At 45.0% G+C, this 704-nt stretch carries 1 tRNA gene; it reads left to right on the forward strand.

Features of this window, described 5'->3' with window-relative positions:
• The first annotated feature begins 392 nt into the window (after positions 1 to 392).
• A tRNA-Ser gene (locus V7756_RS18950) sits at positions 393 to 480 on the forward strand.
• Positions 481 to 704 lie beyond the last annotated feature (224 nt).

Below are 704 nucleotides of genomic sequence, written 5' to 3' on the forward strand. Positions count from 1 at the left end.
CCTACTTCTGCTCGTGCCAGCAATGACCCAAGAAATAAACCGAAGCCTATAGGTAAAGTATCTATTGTTACCGATACTCGCACACAAGTACCGTCACAACCGTTAAACACATCGCTGCCATCACCAGTTGCCGTCGAATCGTCTCAGCACACTCGTCCCAGCAACGACCCTCGCCAACAACGCAAGACTTAAAAGCGAAAAAAAACAACAGAATCAGAGATTAAATAGAATAAAAAGTGACGAGATAATACATAGTAAGCAGGAGATAAATTCGTTGGGTTTCGCCCTTGTGTGCAAATGAAACCAAGGTATAATCTCCCGCACTTTTTGAGGGCTTGCCTCAAGGTGAACCCCAGTAAATCCTGATACTGGGGCCACCCAAAAAGACTTCAGGAGGGATGGCTGAGTGGTCGAAAGCACCGGTCTTGAAAACCGGCGTGTCGAGAGGCACCCAGGGTTCGAATCCCTGTCCCTCCGCCATATGAAAAAGCCCTTATATATCAGCATGATAGCTGGCATGTAAGGGCTTTTTTATACCTAGGTTTTATACCTAGGTTTCTCCTTATCTCTTCAAGTAAGCATACTCAGTGTAACTACCCTCCTTCCTACTAGGGAATCGAATAGAGATATGCCTTTCCATAGGTTCCCTTTAATCACCCACAAGCTGTAATGTACACTGAGGAATAACAATAAGAGTTAGAACC

Source organism: Halopseudomonas sp., assembly GCF_036961105.1.
In the GTDB taxonomy this organism is placed as follows: Bacteria; Pseudomonadota; Gammaproteobacteria; order Pseudomonadales; family Pseudomonadaceae; genus Halopseudomonas.